The sequence below is a fragment of the Rhodococcus sp. Chr-9 genome (genome assembly GCF_000801125.1).
Classification (GTDB): domain Bacteria; phylum Actinomycetota; class Actinomycetes; order Mycobacteriales; family Mycobacteriaceae; genus Rhodococcus; species Rhodococcus pyridinivorans.
Map to the genome: position 1 here is coordinate 158869 of NZ_JTIZ01000122.1, position 19999 is coordinate 178867.

The window sequence follows — 19999 nt, forward strand, 5'->3', positions numbered from 1 at the left end:
CGCGTGCGGAGCGGCCGAACGACATCACGGATCGATGCCCGACATCGCTGTGGCCGAGGACGAAGGAGACACCTCGCTCGGCGGCACGCTGGATGTTCCGGCGCTCGACCCGCGATCAAGCCAGGCATTGCTCGGCCGTGCAGTGAAAACGGGCACCGGACGACCGCGCGATGCGAGACCGGAAGGACTCGCGCCCACCCGGCGCGAGTACACAAGCTGCGCCCCCGCGTGGCCGCTCACATCGCTGTTGTCGGTGGTGGACGCGCCCGGGGGCCTTAGGAGACCTACGTGGCCGATCAAGAGCCGCCGGAGAACAACTCGATCGAAGCGTCGGACGCAGGGGGACGGAACCTCCTCGGTCTGCCTGCCAAGATCCGCGTCCATGCCCTCGCCAAGCTGCTGGGGCTGACCAGTAAGCAGGTGATTGCGAAAGCCGCCGAGCGCGGCACCGAGCTGCGCAGTGCGCACTCGACCCTCCCACGCGACGTCGCGGAGGACCTGCACGCTGCGTTGAGCGACGACACGGGCACGGCCGAGCCCGCCGTGCAGGAAGCCGAGACGGCTCCCGAAGCTGCAGCCGAGACAGCTCCCGAAGCTGTGGCGGAGACGGCTCCCGAGGCCGAGCCGGTCGAGAGCGACGAGCTGCGACCCGCCGAGAAGACCGCGGACGAGACCGCACCGCAGGCCGTCGAGATCCCCTCCGTCGGAGGACCCACCGGGTTGTTCACGTCGGTGGAGCAGAGCACGCCGCTGTTCGAGATGCCCGAGCCGTCCACCACGGCCGAGCCGATCGTCGCTGCACCGCTGTTCCTCCAGCCCGAGGTACCCTCGCCTGCCGAGGGAGAGGAGGAGACCCGCCCGCGTCGCCGGCGCGCACGCCGCGGAAAGGACACCGAGCAGGCACCGGCCGAGGACGAGCAGCAGACCGCCGAGCCGGCCGCCGAGTCCACCGAGGAAGCGCCGTCGCACCAGGCGGACGAAGACCAGGACGACCAGCCGCGTCGCCGCCGACGCGGACGTCGCGGTCGTGGACGTGGACGCGGGGACGGCACCGACACCGACCAGCAGGACGAGACGACCGCGACCGGCGAGGACTCCGAGTCCGCCGCCGCGGAGACGGAGAAGTCCGCGGCCGCGGAGACGGAGAAGTCCGCCGAAGCGGAGTCCACCGCAGCGGAGACTCCCGCCGAGGAGACCGCCGGCACCGAGGAGAGCACCTCCGACGAGTCCGCCTCGGGCGACGAGCAGAGCAGCGACGAGCACGACACCGACGACGAGCAGGGCGGGGGGACGTCCCGTCGTCGTCGCCGTCGCCGTCGCCGTCGCGGTTCCGACACCGACACCGCGAGCACCGACGACGACTCGGTTCCCACGGTCGTCCACGAGCGGGAGCCGCGTCCGAAGAGCCGCGCCAAGGACGAGGTCCAGGGCATCAGCGGTTCGACGCGCCTCGAGGCGAAGCGTCAGCGTCGTCGCGACGGTCGCGAGGCCGGTCGCCGCCGGCCCCCGATCCTCACCGAATCCGAGTTCCTCGCACGCCGCGAGGCTGTCGACCGGGTCATGGTCGTGCGCGAACGCACGGGCGGTTCCCACGCGGGCATGACGCAGGTCGCGGTGCTCGAGGACGGCATCCTCGTCGAGCACTTCGTCACGACCTCCGGTTCGGCGTCGATGGTCGGCAACATCTACCTCGGTCGCGTGCAGAACGTCCTCCCGTCCATGGAGGCGGCGTTCATCGACATCGGCCGTGGCCGCAACGGCGTGCTCTACGCCGGTGAGGTGAACTGGGAGGCCGCGGGCCTCGGAGGCAACTCCCGGAAGATCGAGCAGGCCCTCAAGCCCGGCGACCAGGTGGTCGTGCAGGTCAGCAAGGACCCGGTCGGTCACAAGGGTGCACGTCTGACCACCCAGATCAGCCTCGCCGGACGCTTCCTGGTGTACGTGCCGGGCGGTTCGTCGACGGGCATCAGCCGCAAGCTGCCCGACACCGAGCGCAAGCGACTCAAGGACATCCTCCGGGAGATCGTCCCCTCCGAGGCGGGCGTGATCATCCGTACCGCCGCGGAGGGCGTGAGCGAGGAGGAACTCTCGCGCGACGTCACCCGCCTGCAGACGCAGTGGGAGTCGATCCGCGAGCAGTCCGAGAAGCTGCAGGCCGACGCATCGGGCCAGCCGAAGACGCTCTACGAGGAGCCGGATCTGCTCGTGAAGGTCGTGCGCGACCTGTTCAACGAGGACTTCTCCAAGCTCGTCATCGAGGGCGACTCGGCGTGGAACACCGTCGAGAGCTACATCCGGACCGTCGCACCCGACCTGCTGCCGCGCGTCGAGCGCTACCGCTCGGAGAACTCGGTGGACGTCTTCGGTGCGCACCGCATCGACGAGCAGCTCGCGAAGGCTCTCGACCGCAAGGTGTGGCTGCCGTCCGGCGGCACGCTCGTCATCGACCGCACCGAGGCGATGACCGTCATCGACGTCAACACCGGCAAGTTCACCGGGTCCGGCGGCAACCTCGAGGAGACGGTCACCCGCAACAACCTCGAGGCGGCCGAGGAGATCGTCCGCCAGATGCGCCTGCGCGACATCGGCGGCATGATCGTCGTCGACTTCATCGACATGGTGCTCGAATCGAACCGCGACCTCGTGCTGCGTCGCCTGACCGAGGCCCTCGGCCGGGACCGCACCCGCCACCAGGTCTCGGAGGTCACCTCGCTCGGCCTGGTCCAGATGACGCGCAAGCGGCTCGGGACCGGTCTCGTCGAGGCGTTCTCCACCACCTGTGAGCACTGCAGCGGCCGCGGCCTCATCGTGCACTCGGAGCCGATCGAGTCGAAGTCCTCGGACGACTCCGGTCGTTCGTCCGGCGGTGGTTCGCGGCGTAAGCGTGGACGCGACAAGAGTTCGCAGGAGCCCGCCGCCGAGACGCACACGACGCCGTCGCCCGAAGAGGTCGTCAAGCGTGCCGCGCACCCCGTCGCGCTCGCGATGGCCGCGCACAACTCGACACCGGCCGCGGACGCTCCGGCTGCAGAGCCGGCAGCGACCGTGACCGCATCCGAGGCGGCGTCCGCACCTGCGGGCGACGTCGACCCGGTCAAGGTCACCGAGCCGCTGCGGGCCGTCGAGCCCGAGAAGGTCGCCGCACCGACGAAGGAGCCCGTCGCAGGGGAGGACGCCACCACGGTGACGACCGCCTCCGACGAGCCCGCCGAGATCGAGGCAGAGGTCGCAGCAGCCGAAGCCGCGGTCGCGGAGACCGCTGTTCCCGAGGCTGCCGTGTCCGAGACGGCCGTCTCCGGCGCAGGGGAGAGCACCGACGGAGCGGCTTCCGTCGAGGCCGCAGGACCGGCTCCGCGTCGCCGTCGGGCACGCAGGGTCGCCCGGGCGGCCGCAGCGCCCGCCGGGGACGGTGGGCCTACAGCCAAGGTGTTCGTCGTCCCCGCGACGACCGGGTCGTCCACGGGGGCCGAGTCGGACTCCCGGCCGAGCACACCGGTCGAGACGCCGGTGGAGATCGTGCGGCGACCGCGTTCGCGGCGTGCCGCAGGGCGCCCCGCCGGACCTCCGGTGGACGCCGAAGCGTGACCCTCCGCTTCCGGGCCGGTCACGACCGGCCCGGAAGCGGGCACTACCGTGCCACCCGGTTTGACCCTGGGAGTCACCTTCCCGTAATCTTGTTCAGTCGCTACTCGGCGATAGTGCCCAGCCGCGTCCGGATTCAGGATGCCGGCGGGACCCGAGTCAGCAACCACACCAGACCAGTCGCGTCCGCAGCACTGTGGCGCGAGCACGTTCGAAGAAGCAAGGGGTAGCCGTCCGATGGCAACGTACGCGATCGTCAAGACCGGCGGTAAGCAGTACAAGGTCGCTGAAGGCGACCTCGTCAAGGTCGAGAAGATCGAGGGTGAGCCCGGCGCTGCTGTCTCGCTTGCCCCGGTCCTCGTCGTCGACGGATCCGAACTGACCACCGACGCCGACAAGCTGGCCAAGGTCTCGGTCACCGGCGAGATCGTCGAGCACACCAAGGGCCCGAAGATCCGCATCCACAAGTTCAAGAACAAGACCGGGTACCACAAGCGCCAGGGCCACCGTCAGAAGCTGACGGTCGTCAAGGTCACCGGCATCAAGTAAACCGAGCTTCGAGCTTCAACCCCAGGAGGGTTCGTCATGGCACACAAGAAGGGCGCATCCAGCTCCCGTAACGGTCGCGATTCGAACGCACAGCGACTCGGCGTCAAGCGCTTCGGTGGCCAGGCCGTCAACGCCGGCGAGATCATCGTGCGCCAGCGCGGCACCCACTTCCACCCCGGCGTGAACGTGGGACGCGGCGGCGACGACACGCTGTTCGCCCTCGCGGCCGGTGCCGTCGAGTTCGGTACCAAGCGCGGTCGCAAGACCGTCAACATCGTTCCGGCTGCGGCAGACGCCTGATCTGCCGTCCGGTAACGGACACCGCGGGACCAGCTCCCGCGACATACTCCCAATAGGGGCGGGCCAGGGTCGCACACCCTGACCCGCCCTTGTTGCGTTGATCACCAGGTTCGTTTTTTAGGACGAGAGAAGGTCCACCCATGTCCCGCTTCATCGACCGGGTGGTGCTGCACGTCAGCGCCGGCAAGGGCGGCAACGGCTGCGCCTCCGTCCACCGCGAGAAGTTCAAGCCGCTCGGCGGCCCCGACGGCGGTAACGGAGGAAACGGCGGCGATGTCGTCCTCGAAGTCGACCGGAACGTCCACACCCTGCTCGACTTCCACTTCCACCAGCACGCCAAGGCGACCAACGGTGCCCAGGGCGCCGGCGGCCACCGCAACGGTGCCAACGGCGGCGACCTCGTCCTGAAGGTTCCCGACGGCACCGTCGTACTCGACCGCGACGGCCGCATCCTCGCCGACCTCGTGGGCACCGGCACGCGTTTCGTCGCCGCGCACGGCGGTCGCGGTGGTCTCGGCAATGCCGCACTCGCGTCTAAGGCACGCAAGGCCCCCGGCTTCGCGCTCCTCGGTGAGGAAGGCGAGGAACTCGACCTCGTCCTCGAACTGAAGTCCGTCGCCGACGTCGGCCTCGTGGGCTTCCCCTCGGCCGGCAAGTCGTCGCTCGTGTCGGTGCTGTCGGCCGCCAAGCCGAAGATCGCCGACTACCCGTTCACCACCCTCGTGCCGAATCTCGGTGTGGTGCAGTCGGGCGACACGACCTTCACCGTCGCCGACGTGCCCGGCCTGATCCCCGGCGCCAGTGAGGGTCGCGGCCTCGGCCTCGACTTCCTCCGTCATCTCGAGCGCTGCGCCGTGCTCGCGCACGTTGTCGACTGCGCGACCCTCGAACCCGGCCGCGACCCGATCTCCGACATCGACGCGCTCGAGGCCGAACTCGCCGCCTACCAGCCTGCGCTGTCGGGCGACAGCGGACTCGGCGACCTCGCCGAGCGCCCCCGCATCGTCATCCTCAACAAGGCCGACGTGCCCGACGCGAAAGAACTCGCCGAGTTCGTCACCCCCGAACTCGAGGCCCGTGGCTGGCCGGTCTTCACGATCTCGGCCGTGAGCCGCGACGGCCTGCGTCCGCTGACGTTCGCCCTCGCGAGGATGGTCGACGAGTACCGGGCGGCGCATCCGCCGGCCGCGCCCACCCGCCCGGTGATCCGTCCCGTCGCCCGCGACGAGGAGGCCTTCACCGTGGTCCGCGATCCCGAGGTGCCCGGCGGATTCATCGTGCGGGGCACCCGTCCCGAGCGGTGGGTGCGCCAGACGGCCTTCGACAACGACGAGGCCGTGGGTTACCTCGCCGACCGACTCGCCCGTCTCGGCGTCGAGGACAAGCTCGTCAAGCTCGGCGCGGAGCCCGGATGCTGGGTCACCATCGGCGAGGTCGGCTTCGAGTGGGAACCGCAGACGCAGGCCGGCGTGGACGTCGTGCCCACCGGTCGCGGCACCGATGCCCGTCTCGACCAGGTCGACCGCGTCGGCGCTGCCGAGCGTCGCCACGCGAAGAAGGTGCGCCGCGGCCTGGCCACCGACGACGAGTTCGAGTAACCGTCCGCGCGCCCCCACCGTTCAGGAAACCCGAAGCGTACCGAGGAGAACATGAGCGACACCCGGGAGGTCGTCTCCCACGCCCGCAGCGTAGTGGTCAAGATCGGCTCGTCGGCGATCACGAGCCTGGTGGGTGGACTCGACCGTGGCCGGCTCGATCGTCTCGTCGATGCCATCGAGGCCCGCATCCGCACGGGTTCGAGTGTCATCGTGGTCTCCTCGGGTGCGGTCGGTGCCGGGCTCGCACCGCTCGGTCTCACGAGTCGGCCGCGTGATCTCGCGACGAAGCAGGCCGCGGCCAGCGTCGGGCAGCTCACCCTCGCCCACGCCTGGGGCACCTCCTTCGCCCGCTACGACCGCACGGTGGGCCAGGTGCTCCTCACCGCCGACGACATCGGCCGGCGCACTCAGCACCGCAACGCGCAACGCACCCTCGACCGGCTGCGTTCGCTCGGGGCGGTGCCGGTGGTCAACGAGAACGACACCGTCGCGACCGTCGAACTGCGCTTCGGCGACAACGACCGGCTCGCTGCACTCGTCGCGCATCTCATCGGCGCCGACGCGCTGATCCTGCTGTCCGACGTCGACGGCTTGTACGACGGGGATCCCCGCAAGGGCTCCGCGAACCTCATCCCCGAGGTCCGCACCCCCGAGGATCTCGACGGTGTGGTCGCCGGGTCGGGCGGCGCGCTGGGCACCGGTGGCATGGCGTCGAAACTGTCCGCGGCCCGTCTCGCGGCGGACTCCGGCGTGCCGGTGCTGCTCGCCGCGGCCTCCCAGGCCGATCGTGCGCTGGGCGCCGCCGACGTCGGCACGGCCTTCGCGGCCCGCCCACAGCGTCTGTCGGCGCGGCGTTTCTGGGTGCGGCACGCCGCCGACGTCCACGGTTCGCTTTATCTCGACGAGGGTGCCGTGCGGGCCGTGATGGAGCGGCGACGCTCGTTGCTCGCCGCCGGAATCACCGGCACCAGTGGCGGTTTCCACGCCGGCGACGTCGTCGGCATCGTCGCGCCCGACGGCCGCACGGTCGCGCGCGGGGTGGTGGCCTACGACGCGTCCGAACTCGATTTCATGATCGGCTTCTCGACCGGTCAGCTGCCGCCGGATCTCCAGCGACCCGTCGTGCACGCCGACGACCTCGTCCGGGTGGTCTGAGAACCTCACGAAGTCGGTGCGGTCACCGCGTCGGCCAGGAAGGCGAGGGTCTCCGAGGTACCCGCCTCGAGCTTGAGGGTCGCCAGCGCATCCCCGCGGGTGGGGCCACGATTGATCACCACCACCGGGATGTTCCGCTGCACGGCGCGACGTACGAACCGCAACCCCGACTGCACCGTCAGTGAACTCCCGGCGACCAGCAGGGCGTCGGCACCGTCCACCACCGAGAAGGCGAGATCGACGCGCGGGCGCGGCACCGTCTCCCCGAAGTACACGATGTCGGGTTTGAGCATCCCGTCGCAGCGCTCGCAGTCGACGACGACGAAGTCCTCGGTGTCGGTGACCACCGCGTCCGCATCGGGGGCGACCTCGAGACCGGTCGTCGCGCGCATCCGGTCGTCGAATCCCGGATTGGCCGCGCACAGCCGTTCGTGCAGCGTGAACCGCGAGATGCGGTGTTCGCACGACAGGCATCGGACCTGCGCGTAGGTGCCGTGCAGGTCGACGACCCGCCGGCTGCCGGCCTTCGTGTGCAGCAGGTCGACGTTCTGGGTGATCACGCCGACGACGGAACCGGCGCGTTCGAGGGCCGCGAGCGCCCGGTGCCCGGGATTCGGGCGGGCGGCGTCCATGTGCTTCCAACCGACGTGGTTGCGGGCCCAGTAGCGTTGCCGGAACTCCGCGTCGCCGACGAACTGCTGGTAGGTCATCGGGTTGCGGGGCGGCGAGTCCGGTCCGCGATAGTCGGGGATACCGGAGTCCGTCGACAGCCCGGCGCCGGTGAGAACAGCGATCCGACGGCCGTGCAGGAGAGTGGGCAGGTCGTCGGAACGGAGTGGAACGTCGATCACTCCTTCTACGGTAGGCGGCTTCCGGGAACCGGTGCCGCGGGCAGCAGCGCGCGGACCGCATCGATGGTGTCGGCGTCGGCGGCCGACTTGTCTGGCCGGTACCGCAGCACCCGTGCGAAGCGCAGCGCCACCCCGCCCGGATAGCGGCTGCTCGTCTGCACTCCGTCGAGTTCGATCTCGACGACGATCGCGGGTCGCAGGTGGACGGTGTGCTCGTCGCGGTGTGTCTCGTGGCGTGGGAATTCCTCTGTCTGCCACTGCAGCAGCGCGTCGGTGAGTCCCTTGAACGTCTTCCCGACCATGATCGGCGGACCACCGCCGGGGTCGCGGGCACCGAGGTGCAGGTTGGACAGGAAGCCGGTGCGGCGCCCGTAACCCCATTCGGCGGCGAGCACCACGAGATCCAGGGTGTGCTCGGGTTTGACCTTCTGCCAGGCTCGGCCTCGGCGGCCGGCGGTGTAGGTCGATGTGAGCGACTTCACTATGACGCCCTCGTGACCGTTGCCGAGCGAGTCACCGAGGTGCGCCTCGGCGCTGTCGGCGTCCGGAGCGACGAGCGCGGGGATGCGGTGCTCACCCGCGACGCGGGCGAGATGGTCGCGACGCACCGACAGCGGCTCGTCGAGCAGGTCGGCGCCGTCGAGGTGCAGGCAGTCGAAGAAGTACGGGTGGAGAAGCAGTTCGCGTCCGGAGCGGGCACCGAACCGGCTCATGGTCTCCTGGAACGGTCGGGGACGGCCGGCATCGGTGAGCGCGAGTGTCTCGCCGTCGAGCACGACACTGCGGCACGGCAGCGCCCGGACGAGTTCGACCAGTTCGGGGACCGATGCGGTGATGTCGCGCAGCGTGCGGGTGAAGATCCACACCGCGTCCTCGTGGCGGTGCACCTGGATGCGTGCACCGTCGAGTTTGTACTCCACGCTCACCGCCCCGTCGAACTCGATGAGTGCCGCCTCGAGCGACTCGGCGGGTGAGGCGAGCATCGGCCGGACCGGTCGGCCGAGCTCCAGGCCGAACTCCGCCAGCGCGTCGACACCACCCTCGAAGGCCGCCGCTGCGGCCTGCGCGAGTCGGCCCGACAACATCACCGCCCGACGGACCGGTTCGACGGGGAGACCGGCTGCCGCTGCGACCGCATCGGTCATCACCCCTTCGAGCGCGCCCTGCCGCAGCTCACCGCCGAGGAGCGCGACGAGGAAACGCTGCTCGGCCTCGGTGGCCCGTCCGAACAGATCCAGGAGCAGTTGCTGCCGCGCGGCGGTGGATCCGGAACCGGAGATGCCGGCGAGGCGGTCGAGGAAGCCGGACACCTCGTCGACGTCGAGCACGGGATCGTCGGCGACCGATGCGGAGAGGCCGGCGAGGGTGCGGAAACCGACACCCAGGCGACCCTGGGTCATCTCTCCGGACAACCATGAGACCACCGCTTCGACCTCGTGAGGTTCGGCGCGCCCGAGTACTTCCCGCAGCAGATCGATCTTGGTGCGTCGTGACCGTGTGGCGGCGACGGCGACGGAGGTGTCGACAACCGAGTGCAGCAGCATCGCTTCGACGTTAGCGCCCGGACGTGCCACGCGGAGGAAATCGTGCGCCGGGGTGTATTTCCGCACGCCGGTGGGAATCGAGAGGCCAGGATGGTGCACAGGACGCCTCCACGCAGGGAGGGACGGGAGACGCGGATGAGCAAGGACGCCGATGCAGTCGAACTCGACGTGGACGGTCGCACGGTGCGCATCTCGCACCCCGAGCGCGTGTACTTCCCCGAGATCGGGGCGACCAAGCTCGACCTCGCGAACTACTACCTGAGCGTGGGGGAGGGGATCGTCCGGGCACTCCGCGAACGGCCCTGCATGCTGCACCGGTTCCCCGACGGGCTCGAAGGGCGGAAGGTACACCAGAAGCGTTTGCCGCGCGGGGCTCCGGACTGGGTCGAGACCGTGCGGGTGCACTTCCCGCGCTACGACCGCGATGCCGACGAACTGTGCGTGACCCATCTCGCCGACGTCGTGTGGGCCGTGCAGATGTCCACCGTGGAGTTCCATCCGTGGAACTCGCGGCGCAGCGACGTGGAGCGACCCGACGAGTGGAGGATCGACCTCGATCCGATGCCCGACTGCGATTTCGACCGGGTCCGGCGTGTCGCGAAGGTGGCGCACGAGGTGCTCGACGAACTCGGTGCCGTGGGCTGGCCGAAGACCTCGGGCGGCGACGGCCTGCACGTCTACGTCCGGATCGCGCCGGAATGGGAGTTCGACGACGTCCGAAGGGCCGCATGGGCTTTCGCGCGGGAGGTGGAACGACGCGCGCCCGGCGACGTGACGACGGCATGGTGGCGCAAGGAACGCGACCCGTCGGCGGTCTTCGTCGACTACAACCAGAACTCGCGCGACCACACGATCGCCAGTGCCTATTCGGTCCGCGGTGTGTCGGAGGCGACGATCTCCACTCCGGTGCGGTGGGAGGAGATCGACGACCTCGAACCACGGGACTTCACGATCCGGACCGTGCCGAAGCGGTTCGAGGAACTCGGCGACCTGCACTCGGGTATCGACGACGCGGTCTTCTCCCTCGATCCGCTCCTGGAATGGGCGCAACGCGACGAGAAGCAGGAGAAGGAGTCGGAGTGAGCGCTGTGGCCCGGTAACGGTGGCCCGGTAGACGTGGCCTAGTAGCCGGCGCTGGGATCGACGACCCCGATCGGCACGAGGCCGGATGCGAAGCGTGTGACGTTCTCGATCACGTGCTCGAGATAGGCCGGGATGCGCAGCGGGGGTGGATTGGCGTCGTGGGGAGTGATCACGGCGTTGGGGAGCGTCCACAACGGATGATCCTCGGGGAGCGGTTCGGGATCGGTGACGTCGAGCCCTGCACCACCGATCGCGCCGGATCGGAGAGCGGCGACGAGGGCGTCGGTGTCGACGAGATCGCCCCGGGCGACGTTGACGACCCACGCCGTGGACTTCATCGCTGCGAGCTCGGTTGCGCCGACGAGCTGCTCGACGTCGAGAGTGGCCGTCGCGGAGATGACGAAATGATCTGCCAGAGGCCATATCTCGTCGATACGTTCGACGGGGAACGTCTCGATGGCTCCCGGCACGGGACGACCGCTGCGGGTGACGGCGAGCGCGCGCGCTCCCAGCGCGGCCAGCATCGGGATCAGCGCCCGGCCGACACCCCCGGCGCCGATGATCCCGACCGTCGCGCCGCGGAGGGTGCCGACGACCGGTGCGAGACTCTCGGGTGTCCACGAGGTGGCCGCCAGATGGGCCGGCAGGGCCCGGACCCCGGCGAGCAGGAGCAGGAGCGCGTGCTCGGCGACGGTCGTGGAGTAGGCCGCGGCCGCCGACGTCCAGGTGACGCGAGGATGGGCCTTGACGACGCCCTGCGACAGCCAGTACTCGACACCGGCGGACGGCAGCTGCACCCAGCGGACGGAGGCGGGGAGGACCTCGGGGAAGTCCTGCGGCCCGGCCGTCCAGACGAGCGCGTCGGGGGTCTCCTCGAGTCCGCAGGGCACGCCGCCCCCGCCCGTGACCGCCCGTTCGAAACGGGGGTCGCGCTCGGGGCCGACAGCGATGCGGGGCGCACGCTCGGGAGTCATGGTCTCGACTCTAAGCGTCCGCCCCGCATCGGTCACGTGGTTACCGCGCTCAGGCGGGTTCGACGATCAACGGGTACACACCGTTCTCGTCGTGCACCTCACGGCCGGTGACCGGGGGATTGAAGACGCACAGCATGCGCATGCGCGTTTCGGGGAGCACGCGGTGACGCTCGTGTCCGTTGAGCAGGTACATCGTGCCCGGAGCGAGGTCGTACTCCACGTCGTTGTCGAGGTCCTGGAGCTTGCCGGTGCCCTCGACGAGCCACACGGCCTCGACGTGGTTGGCGTAGTGGAACTCGTTGACGGTGCCGGGTTCGATGGTGGTCTCGTGGAACGAGAAGCCCACCTTGTCGCCGGCGAGGACGATGCGCTTGCTGCGCCACTGGCCGTCCTCCGAGACGACGTCGCGCTCGGTGCCGGTGATCTCTTCTGTCGTACGAACGATCATGGGTGTCGAAAGTCCTTCTTCTGCAAGTCGGTTCGGAACGGGCGGAGCGGGGGACCGCTCAGGAACGGACCTTGGCGGTCGCTTCCGCCAGGATGTTCAGCCCGAACTCGAGTTCGTCGTCGGTGATGGTCAGCGGCGGCAGCAGCTTGACGACCTCGTCCGACGGACCGGAGGTCTCGGCGAGCAGACCCTCTTCGAAGGCCAGGGCGCAAACCTTGTCGGCGTCCTCCGGCTTGTCGAAGACCAGGCCCTGGACCAGGCCGCGGCCGCGGGTCGAGACGCCGTCGAACATGTCCGACAGGTTCATGAAGGTCTGGCGGATGCGCTCGCCCTTGCGCAGGGTGTCGCGCTCGAGCTTGTCGTCGGCCCAGTAGTGCTCGAGGGCGGCAGCCGCCGTCACGAAAGCCGGGTTGTTGCCGCGGAAGGTGCCGTTGTGCTCGCCCGGGCCCCACACGTCGAGCTCACGCTTGAACAGGGTGAGCGCCAGCGGCATTCCGTATCCGCCGATCGACTTCGACAGGGTCACGATGTCGGGCGTGATGCCGGCGATCTCGAACGAGAAGAACGGGCCGGTGCGGCCGCAGCCCATCTGCACGTCGTCGACGATCAGCAGGATGTCGCGTTCCTTGCACAGATCGGCCAGAGCGCGAAGCCACTCGGGGCGAGCAACATTCACGCCGCCTTCACCCTGCACGGTCTCGACGATGACCGCGGCCGGACGGTTCAGGCCGCTGCCGGCGTCGTCGAGGACGCGCGAGAACCACTGGAAGTCCTCGGTGACGCCGTTGAAGTAGTTGTCGAACGGCATCGGCGTGGCGTGGACGAGGGGGATACCCGCGCCGGCGCGCTTCATCGAGTTACCGGTCACCGACAGCGCACCCAGGGTCATGCCGTGGAAAGCGTTGGTGAAGTTGATGATCGACTCGCGACCGGTCACCTTGCGGGCGAGCTTGAGCGCCGCCTCGACGGCGTTCGTGCCGGTCGGGCCGGGGAACTGGACCTTGTAGTCCAGGCCGCGCGGCGCGAGCACGTGCGACTCGAAGGTCTCGAGCAGCTTGCGCTTGGCGACGGTGTACATGTCGAGGCCGTGGGTGACGCCGTCGCTCATGATGTAGTCGACCAGGGCCGACTTGAGAACCGGATTGTTGTGGCCGTAGTTCAGGGCTCCGGCGCCCGCGAAGAAGTCGAGGTAGTCCTTGCCGTCCTCGCTGCGCAGCCAGGATCCCGATGCCTTGTCGAAAACGGCGGGCCAGCCGCGGCTGTAACTCCGGACCTCGGATTCGAGGTGCGAGAAAATCGCAGTATCGGGCTTACCGGTGGTCTCGGGCTTGTTTTCCAGGATGGTCATGTCGTGGTCCTCCTGTGATTATTCGAAAATTATGAAGATGTCGTGCGCACACGCGCTGCGATCATTCGCCGATGGTGTAGAGATCCTCGGCCAGATGTGAATCGGGGAAATCGTCGGGCGCGAACAACTCGGTGCGAGTGATATGCGTTCCGCGGCGACGCGCGAGAGCGGTGAACATTGCGATCGACGCTTCGTTGTCGGGACTCACCGTCGTTTCCAGACGGGTCACGCCGAGCGGCTCGAGTCGGTCGAGCAGAGCGTCGAGCATACGGCCGGCCACTCCACGTCCACGCTGGTCTGCGTCGACTGCCACCTGCCAGACGAACAGGGTGTTCGGGGAGTCGGGACGGCGGTAGCCGGTCACGAATCCCACGGGGCGATCGGTGTCATCCGTTGCGACGACCGATGTGTCGGCGAAATCGCGACACCACAACACATATGCGTAACCGGAATTGACGTCGAGAACCTGCGAATCACGCGCGATCTGCCAGAGTCGTCTACCGTCGGCGATACGCGGACGCCGGAATTCGATTGCAGCCGGCTCACTACCGGACTCGGTTGCGGCCACCTCCGAAGGGGTGGTCGCGGTATTCGATTCAGCCGAGTCGGGGGTCGGGGTACTTCTTTCCTTGACGGGCCTCATATGTCCTTTCAACCTAACAACTTCCGGTGTCGAGATCACGCCCGTGTCCGGAATCGGGATCGGAACCCTGTGGTCCGTGCAGGTCGAGCGCATGTTGTGATGCCGGTCACAAACATGTTACGTCGGTCCTCCTCGTGGCGATTACTTCGGGCTCGCGAGTGCGTACGGCAACACCGCGTCGGCTCCCGCAGCGACGAGAGTTCTCGCCGCCATCGTGAACGTCCAGCCGGTGTCGGTCACCGCATCGACGAGAAGGATCGGACCATTCGACCCGAGGTTGTCGGGTCGCTCCCACGCATCGATCAGTGCGGCGACCCGATATGCCGAGTTCGCTGCCGTCGGCTCCGTATTCCCGCTTCGGCGTCGCAATACACCTAGATCTCGTAATCGTCCGATTTGTGCCAATCGGAACGCGAGTGACTCGACGAGCAGGGGATGCGTGGGGGAGTCCATGGCCATGACGGCGGTGGGCCGCTCCTCCCAGTCCCACGCGGCGAGCACCGCGATCGACGCGTCGACCACCGCCTTCGGCACCTCGCGGTCCGGCCCGTCGAGCAGTTCGCGCAGTCGCGGTCCCCATCCCAGATCCGACAACCGGCCCAGTACGCGCCCCGGGCGCGGACCGTCCGTGATCCGGCCCGACAGCGCGATCCCGAGGGTCGACATCCCCGTGGGCCACTGCCGGCGCGGCGGCAGATCGACGCCGGGGCGTTCGAGGCGGGCGCGGGTCCGGGCGACCTCGTCGTCGCCGACGGACGTCTCCCACCGGGACCCGATGCAGTTGTCGCACCGGCCGCAGCCGGTGCCTGCAGCGTCGAGATCGGGGTCGTCGAGCTGCCGGCGGAGGAAGACCATGCGGCACTCGGTGGTGCGCTCGTATTCGAGCATCGCCTCCTGTTCCGCGGCGCGGGCCTCCTCGAGGCGCCCGTAGCGCTCCTCGTCGTACACCCAGGGCTGCCCGGTGGCGATCCAGCCGCCCTTGACCCTCTTCACCGCTCCGTCGACGTCGAGGACCTTGAGGACCATCTCCAGGCGGGAGCGCGTGAGGTCGACCCGCGGTTCGAGCGCGGGTGTCGATACCGGCCGTTCGGTATCGAGCGCTGCGATCACACGGCGTACGAGTGCCTCGTCCGGGAAGGCGACCGAGGCGAACCACTGCCAGATCCGGCGGTCCTCCGGGCCGGGGAGCAGAACCACCTCGGCGCGTTCGGTGGAGCGACCCGCACGCCCGACCTGCTGGTAGTAGGAGATCGGGGACGAGGGAGCGCCGAGGTGCACCACGAAGCCGAGGTCGGGTTTGTCGAAGCCCATGCCGAGCGCCGAGGTCGCGACGAGCGCCTTGACCTTGTTGTCGAGCAGATCGGCCTCGAGCTGTTCGCGCTCGGTCGGTTCGGTCTGTCCGGTGTACGCGGCCACCGCGTAACCGTGGTCGGCGAGCAGCGCGGCGAGGTCGCGGGCGGCGGAGACCGTCAGCGCGTACACGATGCCCGAGCCCGGCAGATCCTTCAGATGCTGCGCGAGCCACGCCGCGCGTCGCGCCGGCTCGTCGATCCGCACCACCGACAGGTGCAGCGACGGACGGTCGAGGCCACCGCGCAGCACGAGCGTGCCGTCGGAGGCGGCATCGTTGCTCCCGCCGACATCGCTGTTGCCGCCGACACCGAGCTGGGCGGCGATGTCGGCGACCACCCGGTCGTTGGCGGTCGCCGTCGTCGCCAGCACGGGGATGTCGTCGCCGAGCTCGGCGACGAGGGTGCGGATGCGGCGGTAGTCGGGCCGGAAGTCGTGACCCCAGTCCGACACGCAGTGCGCCTCGTCGACGACCACCAGCCCGGCGTCGCGGGCGAGGGAGGGCAGCACCTGGTCGCGGAAGTCGGGGTTGTTCAGGCGTTCGGGGCTGACGAGGAGGACGTCGACCTCGCCCGCCGCGATCCGCTCGTGGATGTCCGCCCATTCGGTGACGTTGCCGGAGTTGATGGTCGCGGCGTGGACCCCGGCCCGTTCGGCGGCCGCGACCTGGTTGCGCATCAGGGCGAGCAACGGCGAGACGATCACCGTGGGACCCCGGCCCTGCCGGCGCAGCAGCTTGGCGGAGATGAAGTAGACGGCCGACTTCCCCCAGCCCGTGCGCTGGACGACGAGGGCGCGGCGACGGTGCACCACCAGTGCCTCGATCGCGACCCATTGGTCGTCCCGGAGCCGGGCATCGGGGCCCGCCAGCTCGCGGAGAAGGTGCTCGGCATCGTCGCGCAACAGGTCGGTGGAGTTCGTCATGCTGCAATCGTGCCCGACGGCGTTCCGTCACGGCGGCGGTGAACGGTTCGTCGGGGGCGGCGAACGGTACTGATGCGGCGGCGAACGGGGATACCGTAGAGATGGCGGCGGAGCGGCTCTCGCGAAAGGCGGTGGCACCCAGTGTCAGTCGACGTGGCAGAGATCATGCTGTAAAAGATTGCGAAACAACAACTTCCGATGGCGTCGATCTTGGAGTGCGACTCGTGGCACTCTGTGTCCGAATTGGTGACGGCGATCGCTGATCCGGACCGAGTGTGATGAGCGGATCATCCGCGCCGCTATGGTCGTCGTCATGTACGCAGCCCTTTCATCCCCCGCAGCGCCGTCTGTGGAGTCGGTCGTCGTGACCCCGGCCGAGGCTCGGGTACGTCATGAGACCTACCGCAAGAAGATCGTGTCGGCTCAGGACGCCGTCCAGTGGATTCGCCCCGGCGACACGGTCGCCATCAGCGGCTTCGCCAGCGCAGGCACCCCGAAGGCAGTGACCCCGGCCCTCGCCGAACACATCCGGCGCACGCGGGCGACCGGCGGCGACTTCCGGATCAACCTGCTCACCGGAGCGTCGGTGGCCTCCGACACCGAGCGCATGCTCGCCGACGTCGACGGAATCGCGCTGCGTATGCCGTACCAGGCAGAGCCCACCGCCCGAGGGCGGATCAACGAAGGCCGGATGGACTACGTCGACATACACCTGTCGCACGTCGCCCAGCAGGTCTGGGAGGGCTACTACGGACACATCGACGTCGCCGTCGTCGAGATCTCCGGCATCACGGAGACGGGCGAGCTGATCCCCGCCACGTCCATCGGAAACAACAAGACCTGGCTCGACGTCGCCGAGAAGGTGATCCTCGAGGTCAACTCGTGGATCCCCGCCGCCATGGACGGCGTGCACGACGTCTACTACGGCACCGCGCTTCCCCCGAACCGTCGTCCGATCGACCTCACCGACGTCGAGGACCGCATCGGCCAGCCCTACTTCCGGATCGATCCGGAACGCGTCGTCGCGGTCGTCGAGACCGACCGTTCCGACAGCGCCACCGCGCTCACGGCGCCCGACGCCACCAGCCGGGCCATCGCCGACCACGTCCTCGACTTCTTCGCGCACGAGGTCGCCGCGGGACGACTGCCCGCCGACACGCTGCTTCCGCTGCAGTCGGGTGTCGGCAACGTCGCCAACGCCGTTCTCGCCGGTCTCGACAGCGGACCGTACCGGGGGCTGACCTGCTACTCGGAGGTCATCCAGGACGGCATGCTCGACCTCGTCAAACACGGCACCGTCCGGTTCGCCTCGGCGACTTCCCTCGCACTGTCCGAAGCGGGGCTGAACGACTTCGTCGAGAACATCGACTTCTACCGCGACCACATCATGTTGCGGCCGCAGGAGATCAGCAACCACCCCGAGATCGTCCGCCGACTCGGCATCATCGCCATGAACGGCATGCTCGAAGCCGACGTGTACGGCAACGTCAACTCCACCCACGTGATGGGCACCCGCATCATGAACGGCATCGGTGGCTCCGGCGACTTCGCGCGCAACGGCTACCTGTCGATGTTCCTGAGCCCGTCGACGGCCCGCGACGGCGCGATCTCGTCGATCGTCCCGATGGTGCCGCACGTCGACCACACCGAGCACGACGTGCAGGTCATCGTGACCGAACAGGGTCTCGCCGATCTGCGCGCACTGTCCCCCCGCCGTCGGTCGCGGGTCGTCGTGGAGCGCTGCGCGCATCCCGACTACCGCGCCGAACTGCTCGACTACATCGAGCGCGCAGAAGCCACCCCCGGAGCAGGTCACACCCCGCACCTGCTCGGTGAGGCGTTCTCCTTCCACGAGCGCTACCAGCGCACGGGGACCATGCACGCATCCTGATCGACGCGGCGACGAACACGGTCGGCCCCGGCACCACACCACGGTGCCGGGGCCGACCTTTCTCGTCCGTCCGGCTCAGCGGATCGGCGCCGGATCGATCTCCTGCTGCGGGAGCGCCGCGGAGATCGTCGCCGTGATGTCCTGCAGCGGGGTCGGCCCAGATCCGTCGGGCACGGTCAAGGCCACGTAGACCGGACGGTCGACGGCGAACCACGTACTCGCCGGGATGCCCTGCTCGGCGCCCGACACCTCGAACCACTGCACGTCGTCGATCACCTGCAGCGCCGCCGCTCGGTCGAACTGGTCGGGCCGGTCGAGACCGCAACGCAGGACGACCTCCTCGCCGTCGTCGGACTGCCAGGCCGCAGCACCCACCGGTGCCGGATCGGCCAGTTCGGCGCGCGTGTAGTCGCCGAGCTCCTCCGGCAGCGCGTCGAGCAACTGCGAGCAGGATTCGGATTCCGCCTCCGGAGCGGGCACGGGACCGAGACCCACGGGTGTATTCACCGGTGACTGCGACACGATCACGGCCGCCACCACCACTCCGACCAGCAGGGCGACGGGCAGTGCGATCGCCGTGGCGATCAGAGCGGGACTGCGTCGCATCCCGTCCGATCCGGGTGCCTCGACGGCGACGTCGTCGGAAGGTTCGCGATCGGAAGCAGAGGTGTCGTTCATCGTGTCCAGCATCCGGGCTCGGGGACAGGGGGCGGTAGCGTGATCGAACGTAGCAGGGCACGTGCCGGCTCTCTCCCACCGCCGACCGAGAAAGAGGCGACCGTCACCGTGACGAACCCGAGCGGACCCACCGTCGCCGACATCGGCGAATTCCCAGTGATCGAGCGCGCGGTGAGAGCACGGCGGCAACCCGACAGCACACTCGTCGGGCCGGGCCACGACGCAGCGGTCGTGACAGCATCCGACGGGCGCATCGCGATCTCGACCGACATGCTGGTCGAAGGACGTCACTTCCGGTTCGACTGGTCGAGCCCGGAAGAGGTCGGACGCAAGGCGGTCGCCCAGAACGGAGCCGATGTCGCCGCGGTCGGCGCCCGCCCCACGGCCTTCGTCGTCGGCCTCGGTTGTCCGCCCGAGACTCCCGTCGCCGTGCTCGACGGCATCTCGGCGGGCATCGGGGAGGCTGCGGAGGAGATCGGCGCCGGAGTCGTGGGAGGCGATCTCGTGCAAGCGGGTCAGGTGATCGTCTCGGTCACCGTGCTCGGCGAACTCGACGGACGGCCACCGCTGCTCCGCTCCACCGCCTGCCCCGGCGACGTCGTCGCCCTCGCCGGTCGCATCGGTCGTTCCGCGGCGGGTCTGGCCCTGCTGCTGGCCGGCAACCGGGACTTCCCCGAACTCGTCGCGGCGCATCGTGTGCCCACTCCGCCCTACGCCGCAGGTCCTGCAGCGGCCGCAGCAGGCGCCCACGCATGCACCGACATCTCCGACGGTCTCGTCGCCGATCTCGAGCACATCTGCACGGCTTCGGAGGTCGCGATCGACCTCGACTCCGGTGCGCTCGCTCCCGACACGCAACTCCGCGAGACCGGTCGGGTGCTGGCGGCCGACCCGTGGGAATGGATCCTCACCGGCGGCGAGGACCATGCCCTCGCAGCGTGCTTCCCTCGCGAGGTCGCACTGCCGGACGGATGGCGGCCGATCGGCGTGGTCCTGGAAGGCTTCGGCGTCACCGTCGACGGGCAGCGCCGCGACGGATCCGGAGGCTGGGAGAGCTTTGCGGCGGGCGCTGGTCACTAGG

16 protein-coding genes are annotated in these 19999 nt (G+C 69.1%); 8 read left to right on the plus strand and 8 right to left on the minus strand.

Annotated features, from left to right (window positions below; translation table 11 throughout):
- Positions 1-288 precede the first annotated feature (288 nt).
- From QR64_RS19835 to proB, 5 genes are all read left to right on the plus strand, one after another.
- The gene (locus tag QR64_RS19835) at positions 289-3585 is read left to right on the plus strand and encodes a translation initiation factor IF-2 N-terminal domain-containing protein (RefSeq protein ID WP_039586917.1); all 3297 of its coding nucleotides are present in this window, start codon (positions 289-291) and stop codon (positions 3583-3585) included.
- Positions 3586-3819: 234 nt separating this feature from the next.
- Complete coding sequence (rplU, locus tag QR64_RS19840) at positions 3820-4131, plus strand: 50S ribosomal protein L21 (protein ID WP_006551183.1); 312 nt, start codon at positions 3820-3822, stop codon at positions 4129-4131.
- A 36-nt stretch (positions 4132-4167) separates the two neighbouring features.
- On the plus strand, positions 4168-4431 hold the full coding sequence (rpmA, locus tag QR64_RS19845; protein ID WP_006551184.1) for a 50S ribosomal protein L27: 264 nt from the start codon (positions 4168-4170) through the stop codon (positions 4429-4431).
- 140 nt (positions 4432-4571) lie between these two features.
- Entirely contained in the window at positions 4572-6029 is a 1458-nt protein-coding gene (obgE, locus tag QR64_RS19850; protein WP_019289071.1) for a GTPase ObgE, read from the plus strand.
- A 51-nt stretch (positions 6030-6080) separates the two neighbouring features.
- The gene (gene proB, locus QR64_RS19855; RefSeq protein WP_006551186.1) at positions 6081-7184 is read left to right on the plus strand and encodes a glutamate 5-kinase; all 1104 of its coding nucleotides are present in this window, start codon (positions 6081-6083) and stop codon (positions 7182-7184) included.
- 5 nt (positions 7185-7189) lie between these two features.
- On the opposite strand, the gene QR64_RS19860 is transcribed toward proB, so the two are convergent.
- Together QR64_RS19860 and QR64_RS19865 are read right to left on the minus strand one after the other, a co-directional pair.
- The gene (locus tag QR64_RS19860) at positions 7190-8035 is read right to left on the minus strand and encodes an NAD-dependent protein deacetylase (protein ID WP_052227378.1); all 846 of its coding nucleotides are present in this window, start codon (positions 8033-8035) and stop codon (positions 7190-7192) included.
- A 5-nt stretch (positions 8036-8040) separates the two neighbouring features.
- The gene (locus tag QR64_RS19865) at positions 8041-9579 is read right to left on the minus strand and encodes an ATP-dependent DNA ligase (protein WP_039587364.1); all 1539 of its coding nucleotides are present in this window, start codon (positions 9577-9579) and stop codon (positions 8041-8043) included.
- 135 nt (positions 9580-9714) lie between these two features.
- On the opposite strand from QR64_RS19865, the gene ligD reads away from it, so the two are divergent.
- A complete protein-coding gene (ligD, locus tag QR64_RS19870; RefSeq protein ID WP_039586919.1) occupies positions 9715-10662 on the plus strand; it encodes a non-homologous end-joining DNA ligase in 948 nt (315 codons plus the stop codon).
- Between the two features lie 38 nt (positions 10663-10700).
- Here ligD and QR64_RS19875 read toward each other — a convergent pair whose 3' ends face one another.
- The 5 genes from QR64_RS19875 to QR64_RS19895 form a co-directional block, all read right to left on the minus strand.
- The gene (locus tag QR64_RS19875) at positions 10701-11636 is read right to left on the minus strand and encodes a D-isomer specific 2-hydroxyacid dehydrogenase family protein (RefSeq protein ID WP_024100603.1); all 936 of its coding nucleotides are present in this window, start codon (positions 11634-11636) and stop codon (positions 10701-10703) included.
- A gap of 49 nt (positions 11637-11685) precedes the next feature.
- Positions 11686-12084 carry an ectoine synthase gene (locus tag QR64_RS19880; RefSeq protein WP_006551191.1) on the minus strand — a complete coding sequence of 133 codons (399 nt, stop codon included), beginning with the start codon at positions 12082-12084 and terminating at the stop codon, positions 11686-11688.
- 58 nt (positions 12085-12142) lie between these two features.
- A complete protein-coding gene (gene ectB / locus QR64_RS19885) occupies positions 12143-13432 on the minus strand; it encodes a diaminobutyrate--2-oxoglutarate transaminase (RefSeq protein ID WP_039586920.1) in 1290 nt (429 codons plus the stop codon).
- A gap of 61 nt (positions 13433-13493) precedes the next feature.
- Positions 13494-14000: a diaminobutyrate acetyltransferase gene (gene ectA, locus QR64_RS19890; protein WP_006551193.1), complete on the minus strand. Its 507-nt coding sequence runs from the start codon at positions 13998-14000 to the stop codon at positions 13494-13496.
- 216 nt (positions 14001-14216) lie between these two features.
- Positions 14217-16349: a RecQ family ATP-dependent DNA helicase gene (locus tag QR64_RS19895; RefSeq protein ID WP_039586922.1), complete on the minus strand. Its 2133-nt coding sequence runs from the start codon at positions 16347-16349 to the stop codon at positions 14217-14219.
- Positions 16350-16698: 349 nt separating this feature from the next.
- Between QR64_RS19895 and QR64_RS19900 the strand changes: the two genes are divergently transcribed.
- Positions 16699-18240, plus strand: coding sequence for an acetyl-CoA hydrolase/transferase family protein (locus QR64_RS19900; protein WP_039587366.1), 1542 nt, complete (start codon positions 16699-16701; stop codon positions 18238-18240).
- Positions 18241-18315: 75 nt separating this feature from the next.
- On the opposite strand, the gene QR64_RS19905 is transcribed toward QR64_RS19900, so the two are convergent.
- Positions 18316-18930, minus strand: coding sequence for a DUF3515 domain-containing protein (locus tag QR64_RS19905; RefSeq protein WP_039586923.1), 615 nt, complete (start codon positions 18928-18930; stop codon positions 18316-18318).
- Positions 18931-19026: 96 nt separating this feature from the next.
- On the opposite strand from QR64_RS19905, the gene QR64_RS19910 reads away from it, so the two are divergent.
- A complete protein-coding gene (locus QR64_RS19910) occupies positions 19027-19998 on the plus strand; it encodes a thiamine-phosphate kinase (protein WP_052227379.1) in 972 nt (323 codons plus the stop codon).
- Position 19999 lies beyond the last annotated feature (1 nt).